Below are 16980 nucleotides of genomic sequence, written 5' to 3' on the forward strand. Positions count from 1 at the left end.
AAGGGTGTTGGCTGGTAATAATGCATATCAACGTACTGTGTGCCCGGGGTCAGAGGTATCACCGGGATCAACGCAGCCTTTCGGGAGGAAAAAAGTGAGCGAGGCCGAAGCCGCCACAGCAGGAAGCGTGGCGGGCAAACTGGGTTTCAAGGACGGCGACCTTGTTCAGGAACTTGGATACGACGAGGACGTCGATTTCGACTTCCGCGCCGATCTGGAAGATGAGATCGGCTCCGAACTCCTCACGGAGGATGACCAGGACGTAGTCGATGGTGTGGTGCTGTGGTGGCGAACCGACGACGGCGACCTGGTTGACGCTCTGGTTGACTCACTCACGTGTTTGGACGAGGGTGGCGTCGTCTGGCTGCTTACGCCGAAATCCGGCCGGGACGGCTACGTGGCGCCGTCGGAAATTCAGGAGGCAGCCCCCACCGCCGGCCTTCACGCCACTTCATCCGCCGGGGTCTCGCGGGACTGGGCTGCAACGCGCCTGGTTGCCCGCCGGAAGCAGTAGATGACGCTTCCGCCGACAATCGGTGAACGCCCTCCCGGATTCGAGCTTCCCAACCAGCATGGGGAGCTTGTCTCTCTGGACGCATCGCTGGGTGCGTCCGTGGTCCTGGTGTTCTATCCGTTTGCGTTCTCGCGGGTCTGCACGGATGAACTGGATGAACTCCAGCGACATCTGGACGAGTTCAGCAGGCGGTCAGCGAAGGTCCTCGCTATTTCCGTGGACCACAAGTACGCCCTCCGCACCTACGCCGACCAGAGGGCCTACGACTTCGATCTGTTGGCTGACTTTTGGCCTCACGGTGCAGTTGCCGAACGTTACGGAGTGCTGGACTCAAAGCAGGGGTACGCATGCCGTACAACGTTCTTCATCGATGCGACGGGTGTGCTGGTGAATCGCATTGATGCTCCGCTTGGGCAGGGAAGATCCTTCGACGAGTACCGGACAGTGCTCCGGAATCTGTCTGAGCCGACAGAAACCGCTCCTTCGCTATGACGTGCTCGCCGCTGCCGCATGCCTCATCGCTTCCTGGATTCGGGACGACAGGGCTCGCCCGCTCCGAGGCATCGGCCGGAAGCGCGCTGTCCTCGGCGGAACGTGCTGGCCTCAATTCAGCTGTTGATCTCCTTGCGGGCAAGCGGCTTGCTGTTCTGACCGGGGCGGGGCTGAGCACTGACTCGGGGATCCCGGATTATCGTGGGCCGAACTCGGTGCCCCGAAACCCGATGACCTACCAGCAGTTTGTCGGCGATGAAGCCCTGCGGCGACGCTACTGGGCCCGCAACCATGTGGGCTGGCATCACCTGAGGCGGGCTGATCCCAATGATGGGCACCGGGCCCTGGCGCAGATGGAGCGCCGGGGACTCCTCACCGGGCTTATCACCCAGAACGTCGACCGGTTGCACTCCGTGGCCGGCAGCGCCAATGTCATCGATCTGCATGGGACCTACGATCGCGTGGTGTGCCTGAGTTGTCGCACCTCCTTTGCTCGCGGAGATATTGCGGAACTGCTCGAACGGCTCAATCCCGGATACCTGGAGCGCGCGGGGGACGCCGGCGACGTGGCGCCCGACGCAGACGCGGATGTGGACGACACCTTTGATTTCAGGATTGCGCCATGTCCGGTATGCGGTGGCATGCTCAAGCCGGACTTCGTCTACTTCGGTGAGAATGTGCCGAAGGATCGTGTGGAACGGTCGTACGCAATGGTTGACGATGCCGGTGCCCTCCTTGCCGCCGGATCGTCACTGACCGTGATGAGCGGCCTGCGCTTCGTCCGGCACGCAGCGAAAAACGGCAAGCCCGTGGTCATCATCAACAGGGGTGCTACGCGCGGTGACGAGTTCGCAGCGATCAAACTCGAGGTGGGCGTCTCTGAAGCCCTGGCTTATCTGTCAGAGGCCCTACCCGACATCGAGGACGGCGAGGCGCAGGACCTCTGAGCGCTGATTGGCGTTGGGCCGCATGGATCCGGTAAAGTAATTCCTCGTGGTGAGGGGCGGTTTCCCCAACTTCATCGCTCCAAGGGTCTTTAGCTCAGCTGGTAGAGCGCCACGTTTACACCGTGGATGTCATCGGTTCGATCCCGGTAGGACCCACCACAGAAACCCCGTAGTTTCGGGCCGAAAGGCCGGTTACCACGGGGTTTTTTTGTTCGTTTCGCCACGACAATCGCCGTTTGCCGATGGAACGTCGGGTGCGTCCTCGAATCAAAGCACTCCTTCGATTGCTGCAGCCAACGGTGCTCCGAGCGCCGCGGACATCGGACGTGAGAGATGGTGTTCGTCGCGATACGCCAACACATTCCCTATGATCGCGGGGCACGCTTCTGTACACAGATACGACGTCAGGTCTATGTAGTGACTACCGTGCCTGTTTGCGACTTCCCGCTCTACCTCTTGCCGTGAAGCATCGATCGCGTTGTCGCGCGGTACGCTGCAGGCATCTGCTTCTTCGAGGTTCCGCGACAGGCAGGACGCGGGCGCAACCGGAAACTGAGGGGTGTCCGCAAGGACAACGACCTCAGCCCCCACGGGCATCTGGCTGATCATCGAGCTCAGGCCTTCTGCCCACTGCTGTTCAAGCGGTGTTGAAGAATCAGCGGGTTGAACCCGCCCGTAATTCGCCAGAACAACCAGCTCAGGATCAAGATCCCTGATTTTTTCGAGCGCTCTTTTCTTCCACTCCTCACACTGGGTGTAGGGCGCGTCTTTGACGGAGATCATGAGATCAACGGAGGGGCATGATGATTTGGTCAGCGTATGCAACCTGTAGGAGCCGCCCGCTGCCACGGTCTCAAGCGCCCCGAACCATTGTTGTGCGTGGGAATCGCCGAACAGCACCATGTCCAGCTCAGCTTCCTGGGGACCGTATGTACATCCCGCGGGGATCTCAGTCTCAAGTTGTTCGAGGTGGCAGCCGTCGGCGTAGGTATCAGGCACACTCGCGGCAGCTTCTTCGAGCGAGGGTTCAATGTTCTCCGGAACGAATGACGTGCCGATCGGATATTGGGCTCCGGCTGAATATTGCGCCGTTCCGCCAGCGGTAAGTCGGGCGCGTTCCACAGCCTGGGCAAGCGACAGGGCAACCATCGCACACACAACCGAGACGCTGACGACCAGCGTAAGCGAACGTGGAGTCGACGAGAAACGTCCACTCCACGGCTTCCTGAGAGGCTCCTCGACATATGTGTAGATGAGTGTCGCGACAGGGATGCTCGCGGCTCCCAAGGCCAAGGTGAGCGCTAGAGGAAGCGGGTTCTCTGTACCGGCGGCAAGTTGAGGGATCGTCAGCATCGGCCAATGAACGAGGTAGATCGAGTAGGACCATCGACCGATCGCCTGCATGGGCGAACTCGACAGGAGCCCTGCATGGGTGACCGGTGAAAAGCCTCCCAGAATGACGCACGCAGTGGACAGAACCGGCAGAAGAGCGGCGAAGCCTGGAAACGGGGTGTCTTCAGAGAACAGGAGGAAGGAGCCAGCGATGCCCAGGAGACCCAGGTAAGTCAGTGCGGGGCGGGCGGCTCGCAGAACCGGGACTGCCGCGGACCCGGGAAGGAGCGCAACCATTGCGCCCACGCCGAGTTCCCAGGCTCGGCTCGGCAGCGAGAAGAAGGCCCAGGGGGTGGAGACCTGCATCAGGAAGAGATTGATGCTGAACGAGCCCAGAACCATGACGGCAGCTACAGCGAACAACCCCCGAACCGACTTCCGCACCGCAAGAAATGCGACGGCGAGGACGGCGGGCCAGATGAGATAAAACTGTTCCTCGATGCCGAGCGACCAATAATGCTGGAAAGGCGACGGGGCCGTCTCAGCCAGGTAGTCGGTGCCCTCTACGGCAAAACGTATGTTCGGGACATACAAGGCAGTAGCGGCCGCATCCTGAAATGCGCCTGGAACATCAACTCTTGGGATCCATAGGTAGGCGGCGATAGTTGTCGCAACCAATACCAGGACCGATGCCGGGAGGATACGCCTCGCACGTTTCAGGTAAAAGTCTGCAAACGAGATGGTTCCCCTCGATTGCAGAGTGCGCACCAGATGGGTCGTGATGAGAAAGCCTGATATCACGAAAAAAACGTCGACGCCGGTGTATCCACCCGGGAGAAAAGAAACTCCGGCGTGGTAGAGGACTACCCCAAGCACAGCCAATGCGCGCAGACCCTGTATGTCCGATCGAAAACCGGACGGAGAGCCAGCTGATTTGCTCGCGGCATTGAGTTGGGAGGTGACCATTTGACCAAAGATATCAATCCTGTAACAGTCCGTGCATCTTCCACGGCTCCTGAGCCCGGCCGTGAATGTTGCGACTGATTACCTGCCGCCCGTGGCGCCGTCTGGCTTCGACCGTGACGCCGGTAATAGGGTGGGAGGGCCAAGGCGCACAGGGGCGTCGCTTAGTGATGTGCCCCTGACACGGGGCAAAAACTGCAGATGGAGACTTGATGAGTGCACAAATCGGCGTTACCGGCCTCGCCGTCATGGGGGCTAACCTTGCCCGAAACCTGGCTCGCAACGGGTACACCGTAGCCCTTCACAACCGGTCGGTTGAGAAGACCGACGCCCTGCTGGAGAAGCACGGCAGTGAAGGTGACTTCATTCGGACAGAGTCGCTTCAGGAGCTGGTTGACTCGCTCGAGAAGCCGCGCCGCGTCCTGATCATGGTCAAGGCGGGTGCTCCCGTTGACTCCGTCATCGAACAGCTTGAGCCGCTCCTGGAGCCCGGGGACATCGTCATCGATGCCGGTAACTCACACTACGAGGACACCCGTCGTCGGGAAGCAGCACTGGCGGAGAAGAACCTCCACTTCGTGGGAGTCGGCGTTTCAGGTGGCGAAGAAGGGGCGCTCCTCGGTCCCTCCATCATGCCGGGCGGCTCGCGGGAGTCTTACGACTCGCTCGGCCCCATGCTGGAGAAGATCTCCGCCAAGTACAACGGTGAACCCTGCTGCCGCTGGGTAGGCACCGACGGCGCCGGACACTTCGTCAAGATGGTGCACAACGGCATCGAGTATGCCGATATGCAGGTCATCGGCGAAGCCTACGATGTCCTCCGCACCGCTGCGGGCATCGAACCTGCTGAGCAGGCCAAGATCTTCACCGACTGGAACACAGGAACCCTCTCCTCCTTCCTTATCGAGATTACGGCTGAAGTTCTCGCCCATACTGACGCACGCACCGGCCAGCCGTTTGTCGACGTCGTCGTCGATTCGGCCGGGCAGAAGGGCACCGGACGTTGGACGGTTGTCTCGGCACTGGAACTGGGCAGCCCGACGTCAGGCATCGCCGAATCGGTGTTCGCCCGCGGTCTCTCATCCCAGCGGGGCCAGCGCGAACTGGCGCAGGGCATCCTGGAGGGCCACGAAGGAACCGTCGAGCTGCCCGAAGGCTTCGTCGAAGACGTTCGGCTCGCTCTGTACGCATCGAAGCTCGTCAGCTACGCGCAGGGCATCGACATGCTTACGGCCGCAGCGAAGGAGTACGGCTGGGATCTCAAGCTGGACGAGATCGCCTCGCTCTGGCGAGCCGGCTGCATTATCCGCGCTGAACTGCTCGACGACATCATGAAGGCCTACGCCGCTGAAGAGAAGCCTGCCAACCTCCTGCTGGCTCCGGCATTCGCCGAGTCCATCGCCGGAGCTGTCCCGGCTTGGCGACGGGTTGTGGCCACTGCTGTGCAGCTGGGCATCCCGGTTCCTGTTTTCTCCTCGTCGCTGGCCTACTATGACGGCCTTCGCCGCAAGCGCCTGCCTGCAGCCCTCACCCAGGGCCTGCGTGACTTGTTCGGCGCTCACACCTACAACCGCGTGGATGCCGAAGGTACTTTCCACACGCTGTGGGGCGAGGACCGCTCGGAAGTGGAAGCAGTCGACACCCACTGACGCTGTAGACGAAGCAGTAGAGAAAAGAGCGCCCCGGCAGGCTAACCCGCCGGGGCGCTCCCTTCGTTGTGGGGCTGATCATCTGAGAAATATTGCCTCAGATATGTGGTCGCAGATATGTCTTGTCAGATATACAGTGCCGGGTCGATGTACTCGGCCGGATCCACTGCCGGAAGCGTCTCGCGCGCCGAATCTCGATGCCGGAACGTGGCCGGAATGCCCGTGACGATGGAATCCGGGGGCGTGTCCTTGACGACGACGGCGTTGGCACCTACTGCGCTCCCCGCACCGATGGTGATCGGGCCGAGCACCTTGGCACCCGCACCGATCGTGACACGGTCGCCGATGGTCGGATGCCGCTTCACCTTCTCAAGTGAGCGGCCTCCGAGAGTCACACCCTGGTACATCATGACGTCATCGCCAATTTCAGCCGTGCCGCCGATCACCACGCCCATCCCATGGTCTATAAAGAACCGCCGGCCGATTGTGGCTGCGGGATGAATCTCGATGCCGGTGAGGAAACGGGCCGCCTGCGCGAGGACTCGCGCCGGGAACCGAAGCGCGGGAACCTGCCACATCCGGTGCGTCAACCGGTGCACCCAGATGGCATGCAAGCCCGAATACACAATGCCGTTCTCGACGTTCCCCCGGGCCGCGGGATCGTGCGCCCGCGCGGCCTCGAGGTCTTCTTGCAGTCTCGCTAGGAAGCTCACAGACCACTCTCTGTCGAAGGAATTTCTAGCCCCGGATGTCGTCGAACAGGACGGTGGAGATGTAACGCTCTCCGAAGTCGCAGACAATCGCAACGATGAGCTTACCGGCGTTCTCCGGGCGCTTGGCCAGCTCAAGGGCAGCCCAAACAATCGCTCCTGAGGAGATGCCGCCGAGAATGCCTTCCTGCGTGCCAAGGGCTCGCGCGACGCGCACCGAGTCTTCGACACTGGCATCGATGACCTCGTCGTACACCGAGGTATCCAGAAGCTCGGGGATGAAGTTGGCCCCCAGACCCTGAATCTTGTGTGGTCCAGGTGTGCCCCCGTTGAGGATGGGCGAGTCCGCCGGCTCGACCGCAACAATCTGGACACCGGGCTTGCGCTCCTTGAGTACCTGCCCGACACCGGTCACCGTTCCGCCGGTTCCGACGCCGGAGACGAAGATGTCGACCTTGCCGTCAGTATCCGCCCACACTTCTTCTGCTGTCGTTTCGCGGTGAATCGTCGGGTTGGCCTCATTCGCAAACTGCTGCGCCCAGATGGCGTTTTCGCTGGAGGCGACAATTTCCTTGGCGCGGTCGACGGCGCCGCGCATTCCTTCAGAGCCGGGTGTCAGGACGATTTCGGCCCCGTAGGCGCGCAGCATGACCCGACGTTCGGTGGACATGGTCTCAGGCATGGTGAGGACCACCTTGTACCCGCGAGCGGCACCCACCATCGCCAACGCGATTCCGGTGTTACCCGAGGTGCCCTCGACGATGGTGCCGCCCGGCTTGAGGGCGCCCGACTTCTCGGCCGCGTCAATGATCGCGACGCCAATGCGGTCCTTGACGCTGTTGGCGGGGTTGTAGAACTCGAGTTTGACTGCAACCTCGGCGTCCAACCCCTCGGTTAGACGGTTGAGCCGTACCAGGGGAGTGCGGCCTACCAGCTGGGTAACGTCGTCGTACATCGGTGCCATGAGAATCCTGTCTGGGTTACGTCCGGAATTGAAGCAAAACTGTGCTCAGCCTAGCCAGCGACCAGATGCAGAACTATGCGACCAGCCATTCAGCGTAATATTTCCGGGCCTTGGCCAACTTTGGATTGATAATCACCTGGCAGTAGCCCTGCTCGGGATGCTTCGCGTAGAAGTTCTGGTGGTATTCCTCCGCCACATAGAAGGTGGGGAGCCGCACCACTTCCGTGACAATGGGGTTCGCCCAGTCCGATTGGTGACGTTCAATGGCACGCTCGAACAGTTCTTTCTGCTCGGCGTCCTGATAGAACATTGACGAGCGGTACTGTGTGCCGACGTCGTACCCTTGGCGATTGAGAGTGGTCGGGTCATGGGAGGCGAAGAAGATACCAAGAATCACTTCGACCGGAACGACAGTTTCATCGAAGGTCACCGCGACGACCTCAGCGTGTCCTGTAATCCCCGCGCACACCGATTCATAGTCCGGATCCTGCTGATGGCCGCCGGTATAGCCGGACACCACATCGGTAACGCCTCGGGTCTTCTGGTAAACGGCGTCAAGGCACCAGAAGCAGCCCCCACCCAGCACGAAAGTCATCATGGTCTTAACAATGCATCCGGTAACACAATGATTCCCGGGCCAGGTAGCAGTTACGCGCGGAGGGACGCCAAGCCACAGTGGGTGAACCCGGAAAGCTGGTAAAACTAGGGCTATGGAAGCTGATCAAGAACGCGCCCCGGAACTCAACGAGGCGACTGCATCCAGGCCCAGCGTCGGTGACGTTCTGCTCGCAATAGAAGAACTATGGCCCGAATCCCTTGCCGAGGGCTGGGACGCAGTCGGCCTTGTCGTTGGGCGTCCCGATCGTGAAGTGTCGACCATCCTCTTCGCCGTGGACCCTTCGGAGGCAGTGATCGACGACGCCGTTGATCGGGGAGCGGATCTGATCGTCGCCCATCATCCGCTCATGCTGAAGCCCGTGAACTCGGTGGCTGCCACCCACGCCAAAGGGGCGGCGGTGCACCGGCTCATCGAAGCCGGATGCGCACTCGTCACCGTGCACACCAATGGGGACAGCGCCGTGGGCGGCGTTTCGGATGTCCTTGCGGACGCGTTCGGCCTTGCCAACGTTCAGCCGCTTGCCGGTGCAACGGACGGGCTGCCGGAGGAGGGTATTGGACGAGTCGGGGACCTGGCTGAGGTCACGTCCCTCGGCGACTTCGCTGAGCTCGTTTTCGGTTTGCTGCCGGCCGTTGCCGGCGGAATGCGCGTCGCCGGTGACCGTCATGGGCTGGTGCGGCGGGTGGCGGTGTGCGGCGGTGCCGGAGACAACCTGTTTGACCAGGTGCGGGCAAGCCAGGCCGATGTCTATGTCACCGCCGACCTTCGTCATCACCCTGCCCTCGAGGCTCGGGAGTCGGCTGTGAACGGCCGTCCCTACTTAATTGATGTCTCCCATTTCGGTAGTGAATGGCTCTGGTTGACCCCTGCCGCCAACGCACTGTCCAACGTGTTGTCCGACCAGGGCTTCATCGTCGACGTGCAGGTAAGTACGGTCAACTCGGACCCCTGGGACTTCGTCCTTACCCCCGGCGGGAACTAGCTCCTCGGCGGCTTCAGAGCGTTACGTCCCAGCGGCGTGCCATAAGGTAGACGGACAACGAAATTGGCGACGGCGGAGGACTCTCGGTGGCAAAAGCACCTCAGGCGGAACAACTGCGGCTTCTTGACCTGCAGGCTCATGATTCGAAGCTCAACCAGTTGCAGCGGCAGGCTGCTGCCGTCAAGGCGAATCCCGAACTGACAGTCCTCGCCGGTCAGGTGGCAGCTGCAGATTCCGAACTGGTCGCAGCAGCCACGACCCTCGGCGACGCTGAGCGCGAACTCAAGCGCGCGGAAGACGACGTTCAGGCCGTTGTGACGCGGCTGGAACGCGACGAACAGCGACTGAACAGCGGCACCGGGTCATCAAAGGACCTCACCGCGCTCCAGAGCGAAGTGGCGTCACTCACGCGGCGCCGATCTGACCTCGAGGACATTGAGCTGGAGGTGATGGAGCGGGTTGAGTCTGCCCGGGCAACCCGGGACGAAGCCCAGAAGCGCTCGGAGTCCGTCCGGCTGGAGCTTCGCGAACTCGAGGAAGCGCGCGACGCTGAGCTGGCCCGAATCGACGCTGAGCGCGCAGAAGTTCAGGCAGAGCGCGATCACCTTGCCGCCTCATTCGAACCTGCCCTGCTGACAATCTACGAGCGGACCCTGGCGAAGCGCGGGGTCGGCGCGGCCCGGTTGTTCCACGGACGGTCGGAAGGCTCCGGTATGCAGCTCAGCCCCGGCGACCTCGCTGACATCTCCCGTGCTGCTGACGACGACGTCGTGTTCTGCCCCGACTCCGGCTGCATCCTTGTGCGCTCTGCAGAGTGGGGAAGCTGAAAGGGTGCACGAACCAGCTGTGACTCTGTTTGACGATGTCCCTTCAGCCACGACCCCGAATCAAAGCACCGAACAGTCCACGCACGACCTCCTCATCGTCGAAGCCGACGGCGGTTCACGCGGGAACCCGGGGCACGCCGGCTACGGTGCCCTGGTCCGGGATCCGAAAACCGGGGCGATCCTGGTGGAGAAAGCGGGCTATGTAGGAATCGCTTCGAACAACGTGGCGGAGTACTCGGGCCTCGTCGCAGGCCTCGAACTCGCGCACGACATAGACCCACGCTGCCGCATCCTCGTGAAGATGGACTCCAAGCTCGTTGTCGAGCAGATGAGCGGGCGCTGGAAGATCAAGCACGCGGACATGCAGAAGCTGGCCGGACAGGCCCGCCGTGTCGTCGATCCTCGCCGGGTGCGGTATGAGTGGATCCCGCGGGAGCGCAACAAGGACGCCGACAGGCTGTCGAATGAAGCGATGGATGCCGGGATGGCCGGTGTCGAGTGGAAGCCCAAGCCCTCCGGGCAATCAAAGCCTGCTCGTGTCGCGGGGGAGGAAGCCGCCGTCGCCGAGGCTCCCCGCGCGCCCACGGGCGCGCTTCACCACATAGAGATCTGGGTGCGGGACCTGGAATCGGCGCGCAGCAGCCTGGGGTGGCTGTTCGAGCGGTTGGGTTTCATCCCGAAGGACACCTGGACCAGCGGCGCGAGCTGGTCGGGGGCCGGCGCGTACCTCGTGCTTGAGGCCGGTCCTGACGTACAGGACGAACGCCACGAGCGCCGTCGCCCGGGGGTGAACCATCTTGCGTTCAATGCGGGATCCCGCGCCGAAGTCGACCTTCTCGCGCGTCGCGCGGCGAGCCATGGCTGGTCGCTGATGTTCGCCGACCGGCACCCCTACGCAGGCGGGAAGGACCACTACGCCGCGTACCTTGAGAATGACGACGGATTTGAGATTGAGCTGGTTGCTGCGCCAGAAGCGTAGCCCAGGGTCGACCCGCTAGGTCAGGCGCCCCTCGCCTCCCTGCAGCACTATGTTGAGCTGAGCGGCCTTCCTTGGTCCGGCAGGAACGAGTTCGCAGGTCCACCGCTCTGACGCTGCCCGAAGCAAATCTCTCGGAGTCGCAGGTTGCTTTCCCCGGCGCGTCAGCAGGTGACGCGCGAGCTCGCCCCGGGTGTGCTTCGCGAAGTGGGAGACCACCGTCCGCTGCCCATTGCGCTCCTGGAACACGTTCACGGCCACCGTACGCTCCGGCTGCCCGGACCATACACCGGAATAGGTGCTTGAGCGGCAATCGACAATGAGGGACTCACCGGCCCGTTCGTCCAGAGCCGGCGTCAGGCGCTCCCGCCAGAAGGCGGCAAGCTTACCGACGCCGGGAAGGTCCACGGACATCGACAGCCGGTAGGCGGGAAGCGCGTCCGCAAAGCCCACTGCGCCCCACAGCGCCGAAACAACGACGACGGCGGCGTCCGCCTTCCGCTTCTGCGTAGGAGTCATGGTGCGGTATCCGAGAGCGTCATACAGGACACCGGAGTACACGCTATGGGCGGGTGCCGCGGGCAGTTCGTGCAGGATGATGTTGCGCGAAACCTCGTGCGCGAGGGACTCTCCCACCTTGAGGACGGTCTTTGCATCATCGTGCGCGCTGATTTTCGACAGGGCGCCAAGGACCTCCGCTCGAGCGTCTGTGAGCTCAGGAAACGCCAGCGAAGTGAGATCGAGCGGCCTTCCTTTTCCTGCAGCCGTCTTGCCTTCGGAGGGTGGAAGCAGAATAAGCACCTCAATACTGTACCCGTGACCTGTCAGCGAACGGATCGGCGGCCGCCCGGCACGGGCAAGCAATCCGGGCACGTAGAATCGAAGTGGATGGGTTGGCCAGGCGGCCGCGTGGGAAGCTAGGGCTTCTCCCGAGGAACGTCCGGGCTCCGCAGGGCAGGGTGGTGGGTAACGCCCACTCGGGGTAACCCGCAGGCTAGTGCCACAGAAATGAGACCGCCCCATTGGTTCGTCCATAGGGGTAAGGGTGAAACGGCGGTGTAAGAGACCACCAGCGCGCCGGGTGACCGGCGCGGCTAGGTAAACCCCACCCGGAGCAAGGCCAGACAGGGCACGTTCGAGGGCTGCCCGCCCGAGTGCCCGGGTAGGCCGCTGGAGGGCGTCGGCAACGGCGTTCGTAGATGGATGGCCGCCACTGCGTGTTCCCTGTGAACGGGCAGGACAGAACCCGGCGTATCGGCCAACCCATCCATTTTCGGTCGGTTCTCGCTGTGGCCGGAGTATGGTCTACCGACTGCACCCTTTAGTCAAGGCTGCAGGATCCGTTGCAGTCCGTCATCCACAACGCGGCTGTACACCCATTACGTTCCATTACCCTGAAGGAATGGCCGAGACGACTGCACCGAATGCGTCCTTGGTGCGTCGCAACCCAAACTTTCGATCACTCTGGCTATCCGCCACGGCCGGAGTCTTCGGCACTGCTGTTGCCGCCGTCGCCCTACCCGTCATTGCGGCAGTGGAACTCGCCGCGAGCGACTTCGCCGTAGCGGCCCTCGCGGGGATGGCTTTCCTTCCATGGCTGCTCTTCGGCCTGCCGATCGGTGTGTGGGTCGACCGCTGGCCGCGCAAACCGGTCATCGTCTGGTCCCTGGTGGTGCGCGTAGTGTCGCTCGCAACGCTGCCGCTGGGGTACTGGCTCGGAGCGCTCACGTTGGCCCAGCTGTTCCTGGTGGCATTCATCGCCGGTACGTCGTCAGTGTTCTTCAGCCTGGCCGACCAGGCGTTGGTCCAGCAGGTCCTGACCGGCGATGAACTCGTGGAGGGAAACGGCATCGTTACCGCCTCAGGAGCTGCCGCCGACGCCGCAGGTCGGGGAATCGGGGGCTGGCTCGCGGTTGTTCTGGGAGCTTCCAACGCGCTTCTGGTGCAGGTTGGGGCATCCATCGCTTCGCTGGCAGCGATTTCGTCGCTTCACGTCCACGAAGGGGTAGCCCCCCGCGCAGAGCGTCGCATCTTCGCCGAAATGGTCGACGGACTCCGGTACACCTTCAGCACCGCGCCGCTGAGGGCGATCCTCTTCAACGCAGCGCTGTGGAATCTCGGCGGGAGCGTAGTCGCGTCGTTGATGGTGCTACTGGTGATCCGCGTGCTCGGCGAGTCGGAAGTATGGGTTGGCCTGCTGATGGCCGCAACATCCTTGGGCGGCGCAGTCGGCGGTCTTGGCGCGAGACGACTCACCGAACTGTTGGGCTCGGGGCCGGTGTGGCGGTGGTCAATGGTGCCGGGAGTGCTGGGATACGGCTCCCTGCTGCTCATGACGCCGGGCCCGGGCATGATCATCGGACTGGTCGGGATGTTCGTGATGGGAGTGTCGATTGCTCTAAACATCGTTGTCGGGACGAGCTTCCGTCAGCGGGTGTGCCCACCTGCGATGATGGGCAGGCTTGGAGCGGCAACCCGGATGGTCAGTTGGGGAATGCTGGGTATAGCTAGCCTCCTCGCCGGATTGCTGGCCCAGACGCTGGGCATTGCAACCGCTGTCCTCGTCGGGGTGCTTTTGGCGACGGCCGCTCCGATCGCGGCCATCTTCGGACCGCTACGATCGATCCACCGGCTCGAAGACCTCGAACAGGCGCCGGCGCCTGCGCCTTAGTGCCCGAACGGGTCCGGGTCGACACCCGGCATCCAGGTCAACCCCGGCTTCCCCCACCCGTTGATCTTGGCCGCTTTCTTTGCCTGCCGTCCGTACCTCTCGTTGAGCCGGTCCACGTACAGCGTGCCGTTGAGGTGGTCGAACTCATGCTGCATGCAGCGGGCAAACCAGCCGGTCGCCTCGAACTCGACCGGCACGCCGTCGCCGTCGTACCCGTTGACTTTCACCCAGTCCGCCCGCTTCAGGGGGAAGGCTTCCCCCGGGAAGGAGAGGCAGCCTTCGGACTCTTCCTCGTCCGGTTCGGCTCCAGAAACCTTTGAGGTGACCAGTGTCGGGTTCACCAGCACGCCACGGGGCGGGACATCGTCATCATTGACCATTCCGTAGACGAAGATGCGCAGACCGACGCCGATCTGCGGCGCTGCGAGGCCTACACCATTGGCCTCGTCCATGGTCTCGTACATGTCCGCGATGAGCTGACGCAGTTCGTCGTCGAATTGTTCGACTTCCCCGGCCCGCTGGTGCAGGACGGGCTCGCCGGCGATGGTGATAGGGCGTACAGGCATGGGTAGCTCTTCCTTGCTCCGGTGATCTAGCGGGCGATTGATCGGCCGATGGTCTCGCGCATGATTTCGCTGGTCCCGCCAAAGATGCTTAACAGGCGGACGGCCAGGAATGCCTGCGCCACGGGGTACTCGAGAATGTAGCCGTACCCGCCATGCAGTTGCAGGCAGCGGTCCGTAATGGATTTGACCCGCTCGCTGGTCCACAGTTTCACCCGGGCGGCAGCTACGCCGTCGAGCGCGCCATCGTTGAAGGCGAGAACTGCCCGATCGACGTAGGTTTCCATGACTTCCACTTCGGTCAGGAGGTCCGCGAGCTCGAAGCGCGTGTTCTGGAAGTCGATCACGCGTTCACCGAACGCGTTGCGCTCCCGGGTGTACCGGACCGTTGCCTCGTACATGGCGCGTGCGACGGCCGCTGATGCCACGGCGATCGCAAGGCGTGCCTGCGGCAGCTGCTCGGTGACATACCGTAGCCCGTGTCCCACTTCACCCACAAGGTTCGCTTCAGGAACCCGGACATTGTCAAAGAACAGTTCGGCGGTATCGGAGGCCTTAAGGCCCATCTTGTCCAACTGCTTGCCGGTCTCGTATCCCGGCCCCTTCTCAACCATGAACAGGGAGAATGAATCGCTGCTGCCGCGTCCACTGGAGCCATCGGTGCGAGCGAGGACCAGGGAAGCATCCCCGCTGATGCCGTTCCCGATGAACGTTTTCTGTCCGCTGATCAGCCAGCCATCGCCGTCGCGCACTGCCTTGGTACGCACGCCGCGAAGGTCACTTCCAGCGCCGGGTTCGGTCCACGCCACCGACGTGACGGCTTCACCGGTGACCATGCCGGGGAGCCAACGCTGCTTCAGCTCATCGGATCCGTAAGCCAGCAGATGGGGCAGGACCATGTCATCATGCAGGTGCAGTGCAAGCCCTGCGGCCAGATGGTTGGCTCGGGCGAACTCTTCGTCGAGGACCACGCGGAAGCGGTAGTCGGGCATGCCGGCTCCGCCGAATTCTTCCGGGACGGCCAGACCCAACAGACCCTGCTCCCCGGCTGCAGTCCACATGGTGCGCGGCATCATGTGTTCCCGGTCCCACCGCGCGTAATGAGGCGCAATTTCACGAGAGTTGAACTCCTGCGCCACTTCCCGGAAAAGCTCGTGGTCTTCCTCGAACAGAGTGCGTTTCATGCAGCTTCCCTCTCTGATGAATCTTCGTTCCGCACACCACTCATCAGACCGAAGAAATGCCAATGGCCGCCCCGAGGATGCAGGGCGGCCACCGAAGCCTGCGGCTACTGCCGGCGGGCCAATGGGGTGAGTAACGGGGTTTGAACCCGCGACCTCCTGGACCACAACCAGGCGCTCTGCCAACTGAGCTATACCCACCATGCGCCTCGAATCATCGTCCTGCACAGGATCCGCCGCTAAGCGGACTTGCTGGGGCTGAACGAGGCAGCGCAGACAATTCTACACACATTTCCGGGTACATTTTTCGCCCCCTCCCTGAGCCGGTTCCGGGACGGGTACGGCGGGCTAGCTTCCGGCCAGCAGATCCTGCGCTGCTGCCCTGCTGGTCTCGGAATCAGGCCCCGGACCAGGCACGAAGATGGTGCTGCGGTAGTACTGCAACTCCCGGATGGAGTCCTTGATGTCACCCAGTGCGCGATGGTTACCGCTCTTCTCCGGCGCCTGGAAGTACGCTCGGGGATACCAGCGGCGAGCCAGTTCCTTGATGGTTGACACGTCGACTACGCGGTAGTGAAGGTGCTCAACCAGGGCAGGCATGTCCCGGGCGAGGAACACCCTGTCCGTGCCCACGGAGTTTCCTCCCAGTTGGGCGCGCCGCGGATCAGGGACGTGCGTCTTGATGTACTCCAGCACCCGGTCCTGCGCTTCCTGCATGGTGACTCCCTGCGGGAGCTCTTCCAGGAGACCGGAGACGGTGTGCATGTTGCGCACGAAATCGCCCATCGATTCCACCGCGCCCGGCGGCGGAGCAATGACGACGTCGACTCCCTCGCCCAGAATGTTCAGTTCGGAGTCGGTGACGATGACCGCCACCTCAATAAGGGCGTCGGTTACGGGATCCAGTCCCGTCATCTCGCAGTCGATCCAAACGATGGGTTCACTTGTTATTGGCACTCGACAAATGTACCGGGTGCTCCATCGGCCCCGACCGGCTCAGGCCCGTGAATGGCTCCACTGGGGCAGGGTGGAATCAGAATCCTCAGCCCTCTGCCGGTTCGCTGGCCCGTTGTCCCGGAGGTACCGCTGGACGGGAAGTTGGCCCGTTTCGGGAGGGCCGAAGGTATCTATCCACCGGCTGTCAGGTTCGACGGCCTCGACCGGTGCCTTTTCCGCCTTTGGCCACGGGAGCGTCTCGGACGCGGTTGGCGTAATCGGCGGCGCAGGCTCTTGCGGTGTCCCGGACGAATCAGGCGCTGGTCTCGAAACCGATGCGGCCAGCCACGAAACGAGGAGGAATCCGCCTGCGAGTGCTGCCGTCACGAACGCAATGGTCAACACGCTTAGCTCGAACACCGCCATGGTGACGCCGGCCGAGAGGGTCACGAACCCACCCCACACCACGACGTCGGACCCTCCGGAACCGTCTATCTCGCGTGCCGGAATCTCCGCCCGGTGGCGCCCCAAAGTCATCAACCGCCCGTCTGTACTCGCAGGAAACTGTCGCCAGTCTATGGCCTGTCTGCCTGCCCGCTCCGCGACGCGCGTCGAAGCCCTGCGAAGGCTGCCGAATGATAAAATCGAGCGACC

Annotated in this window: 17 protein-coding genes, 2 tRNA genes and 1 other RNA gene; 10 read left to right on the forward strand and 10 right to left on the reverse strand. The window is 62.7% G+C overall.

Features of this window, described 5'->3' with window-relative positions; translation table 11 throughout:
- Positions 1-94: 94 nt before the first annotated feature.
- The 4 genes from AC5RU3_RS04615 to AC5RU3_RS04630 all read left to right on the forward strand — a co-directional run bounded on the left by AC5RU3_RS04615 (position 95) and on the right by AC5RU3_RS04630 (position 2112).
- Positions 95-514: a DUF3052 domain-containing protein gene (locus AC5RU3_RS04615; RefSeq protein WP_309070837.1), complete on the forward strand. Its 420-nt coding sequence runs from the start codon at positions 95-97 to the stop codon at positions 512-514.
- Positions 515-1006, forward strand: a complete 492-nt coding sequence (locus tag AC5RU3_RS04620; protein WP_493964954.1) for a redoxin domain-containing protein — start codon at positions 515-517, stop codon at positions 1004-1006. It abuts the gene before it with no gap.
- A complete protein-coding gene (locus AC5RU3_RS04625) occupies positions 1003-1953 on the forward strand; it encodes an NAD-dependent protein deacetylase (protein WP_493964955.1) in 951 nt (316 codons plus the stop codon). Before AC5RU3_RS04620 ends, AC5RU3_RS04625 begins: the two co-directional genes overlap by 4 nt.
- Positions 1954-2036: 83 nt before the next feature.
- A tRNA-Val gene (locus tag AC5RU3_RS04630) sits at positions 2037-2112 on the forward strand.
- A 108-nt stretch (positions 2113-2220) separates the two neighbouring features.
- Here AC5RU3_RS04630 and AC5RU3_RS04635 read toward each other — a convergent pair.
- Complete coding sequence (locus AC5RU3_RS04635; RefSeq protein ID WP_493964956.1) at positions 2221-4251, reverse strand: acyltransferase family protein; 2031 nt, start codon at positions 4249-4251, stop codon at positions 2221-2223.
- 209 nt (positions 4252-4460) lie between these two features.
- On the opposite strand from AC5RU3_RS04635, the gene gnd reads away from it, so the two are divergent.
- Positions 4461-5897, forward strand: a complete 1437-nt coding sequence (gnd, locus tag AC5RU3_RS04640; RefSeq protein ID WP_309070833.1) for an NADP-dependent phosphogluconate dehydrogenase — start codon at positions 4461-4463, stop codon at positions 5895-5897.
- A gap of 125 nt (positions 5898-6022) precedes the next feature.
- Here the strand turns inward: gnd and epsC are convergent, their stop codons facing one another.
- The 3 genes from epsC to msrA form a co-directional block, all read right to left on the reverse strand.
- Entirely contained in the window at positions 6023-6610 is a 588-nt protein-coding gene (gene epsC / locus AC5RU3_RS04645; RefSeq protein ID WP_309070832.1) for a serine O-acetyltransferase EpsC, read from the reverse strand.
- 25 nt (positions 6611-6635) lie between these two features.
- Positions 6636-7571, reverse strand: coding sequence for a cysteine synthase A (gene cysK / locus AC5RU3_RS04650; RefSeq protein WP_309070831.1), 936 nt, complete (start codon positions 7569-7571; stop codon positions 6636-6638).
- 73 nt (positions 7572-7644) lie between these two features.
- The gene (gene msrA / locus AC5RU3_RS04655; protein WP_309070830.1) at positions 7645-8169 is read right to left on the reverse strand and encodes a peptide-methionine (S)-S-oxide reductase MsrA; all 525 of its coding nucleotides are present in this window, start codon (positions 8167-8169) and stop codon (positions 7645-7647) included.
- Positions 8170-8281: 112 nt separating this feature from the next.
- Here msrA and AC5RU3_RS04660 point away from each other — a divergent pair, with 112 nt between their 5' ends.
- The 3 genes from AC5RU3_RS04660 to AC5RU3_RS04670 all read left to right on the forward strand — a co-directional run bounded on the left by AC5RU3_RS04660 (position 8282) and on the right by AC5RU3_RS04670 (position 10978).
- The gene (locus AC5RU3_RS04660; protein WP_309070829.1) at positions 8282-9172 is read left to right on the forward strand and encodes a Nif3-like dinuclear metal center hexameric protein; all 891 of its coding nucleotides are present in this window, start codon (positions 8282-8284) and stop codon (positions 9170-9172) included.
- 86 nt (positions 9173-9258) lie between these two features.
- A complete protein-coding gene (locus tag AC5RU3_RS04665; RefSeq protein ID WP_309070828.1) occupies positions 9259-9999 on the forward strand; it encodes a zinc ribbon domain-containing protein in 741 nt (246 codons plus the stop codon).
- Positions 10000-10018: 19 nt separating this feature from the next.
- Positions 10019-10978, forward strand: a complete 960-nt coding sequence (locus AC5RU3_RS04670) for a reverse transcriptase-like protein (RefSeq protein ID WP_309070827.1) — start codon at positions 10019-10021, stop codon at positions 10976-10978.
- A gap of 15 nt (positions 10979-10993) precedes the next feature.
- Here the strand turns inward: AC5RU3_RS04670 and AC5RU3_RS04675 are convergent, their stop codons facing one another.
- Positions 10994-11776 carry a YaaA family protein gene (locus AC5RU3_RS04675; protein ID WP_309124058.1) on the reverse strand — a complete coding sequence of 261 codons (783 nt, stop codon included), beginning with the start codon at positions 11774-11776 and terminating at the stop codon, positions 10994-10996.
- An 88-nt stretch (positions 11777-11864) separates the two neighbouring features.
- On the opposite strand from AC5RU3_RS04675, the gene rnpB reads away from it, so the two are divergent.
- Together rnpB and AC5RU3_RS04685 are read left to right on the forward strand one after the other, a co-directional pair.
- Positions 11865-12245, forward strand: an RNA gene (gene rnpB / locus AC5RU3_RS04680) — RNase P RNA component class A.
- 132 nt (positions 12246-12377) lie between these two features.
- Positions 12378-13646 carry an MFS transporter gene (locus AC5RU3_RS04685; RefSeq protein ID WP_493964957.1) on the forward strand — a complete coding sequence of 423 codons (1269 nt, stop codon included), beginning with the start codon at positions 12378-12380 and terminating at the stop codon, positions 13644-13646.
- Here the strand turns inward: AC5RU3_RS04685 and def are convergent.
- The 5 genes from def to AC5RU3_RS04710 all read right to left on the reverse strand — a co-directional run bounded on the left by def (position 13643) and on the right by AC5RU3_RS04710 (position 16863).
- A complete protein-coding gene (def, locus tag AC5RU3_RS04690; protein ID WP_493964958.1) occupies positions 13643-14212 on the reverse strand; it encodes a peptide deformylase in 570 nt (189 codons plus the stop codon). The genes AC5RU3_RS04685 and def overlap by 4 nt on opposite strands.
- Positions 14213-14238: 26 nt before the next feature.
- Positions 14239-15393, reverse strand: a complete 1155-nt coding sequence (locus tag AC5RU3_RS04695; protein ID WP_309070823.1) for an acyl-CoA dehydrogenase family protein — start codon at positions 15391-15393, stop codon at positions 14239-14241.
- Between the two features lie 122 nt (positions 15394-15515).
- A tRNA-His gene (locus AC5RU3_RS04700) sits at positions 15516-15591 on the reverse strand.
- 147 nt (positions 15592-15738) lie between these two features.
- Entirely contained in the window at positions 15739-16347 is a 609-nt protein-coding gene (gene orn, locus AC5RU3_RS04705) for an oligoribonuclease (RefSeq protein WP_309070822.1), read from the reverse strand.
- A gap of 39 nt (positions 16348-16386) precedes the next feature.
- Positions 16387-16863, reverse strand: a complete 477-nt coding sequence (locus AC5RU3_RS04710; protein WP_493964959.1) for a hypothetical protein — start codon at positions 16861-16863, stop codon at positions 16387-16389.
- Between the last annotated feature and the right edge of the window lie 117 nt (positions 16864-16980).

The organism is Arthrobacter sp. MDB1-55 (assembly GCF_059092925.1).

What these genes read in the sequence shown, in the direction of transcription:
- AC5RU3_RS04685 (WP_493964957.1), top strand. Translation starts at nt 12,378, where the DNA reads ATGGCCGAGACGACTGCACCGAATGCGTCCTTGGTGCGTCGCAACCCA.
- cysK (WP_309070831.1), bottom strand. Translation starts at nt 7,571, where the DNA reads ATGGCACCGATGTACGACGACGTTACCCAGCTGGTAGGCCGCACTCCC.
- def (WP_493964958.1), bottom strand. Translation starts at nt 14,212, where the DNA reads ATGCCTGTACGCCCTATCACCATCGCCGGCGAGCCCGTCCTGCACCAG.
- AC5RU3_RS04635 (WP_493964956.1), bottom strand. Translation starts at nt 4,251, where the DNA reads ATGGTCACCTCCCAACTCAATGCCGCGAGCAAATCAGCTGGCTCTCCG.
- AC5RU3_RS04695 (WP_309070823.1), bottom strand. Translation starts at nt 15,393, where the DNA reads ATGAAACGCACTCTGTTCGAGGAAGACCACGAGCTTTTCCGGGAAGTG.
- AC5RU3_RS04625 (WP_493964955.1), top strand. Translation starts at nt 1,003, where the DNA reads ATGACGTGCTCGCCGCTGCCGCATGCCTCATCGCTTCCTGGATTCGGG.
- msrA (WP_309070830.1), bottom strand. Translation starts at nt 8,169, where the DNA reads ATGATGACTTTCGTGCTGGGTGGGGGCTGCTTCTGGTGCCTTGACGCC.
- gnd (WP_309070833.1), top strand. Translation starts at nt 4,461, where the DNA reads ATGAGTGCACAAATCGGCGTTACCGGCCTCGCCGTCATGGGGGCTAAC.
- AC5RU3_RS04620 (WP_493964954.1), top strand. Translation starts at nt 515, where the DNA reads ATGACGCTTCCGCCGACAATCGGTGAACGCCCTCCCGGATTCGAGCTT.
- AC5RU3_RS04710 (WP_493964959.1), bottom strand. Translation starts at nt 16,863, where the DNA reads ATGACTTTGGGGCGCCACCGGGCGGAGATTCCGGCACGCGAGATAGAC.
- AC5RU3_RS04660 (WP_309070829.1), top strand. Translation starts at nt 8,282, where the DNA reads ATGGAAGCTGATCAAGAACGCGCCCCGGAACTCAACGAGGCGACTGCA.